Source organism: Pseudescherichia sp. AS216, assembly GCF_037152055.1.
GTDB lineage: Bacteria > Pseudomonadota > Gammaproteobacteria > Enterobacterales > Enterobacteriaceae > Pseudescherichia.
This window is the reverse complement of sequence record NZ_JBBCMV010000048.1, coordinates 1-224: the sequence shown is the minus strand read 5'-3', so window position 1 is coordinate 224 and position 224 is coordinate 1. Positions and strand designations below refer to the sequence as shown.

Below are 224 nucleotides of genomic sequence, written 5' to 3'. Positions count from 1 at the left end.
CGAGTTCTCTCAAGCGCCTTGGTATTCTCTACCTGACCACCTGTGTCGGTTTGGGGTACGATTTCGTGTTACCTGATGCTTAGAGGCTTTTCCTGGAAGCAGGGCATTTGTCACTTCAGCACCGTAGTGCCTCGTCATCACACCTCAGCGTTAGTAAACGACCGGATTTACCTGGTCGTTCCGCCTACATGCTTAAACCGGGACAACCGTCGCCCGGCCAACAT

1 rRNA gene is annotated in these 224 nt (G+C 53.1%); it reads right to left on the bottom strand.

What is annotated here, in order from left to right:
- Positions 1-224 (bottom strand): 23S ribosomal RNA (locus WFN61_RS21030); the annotation flags it as partial.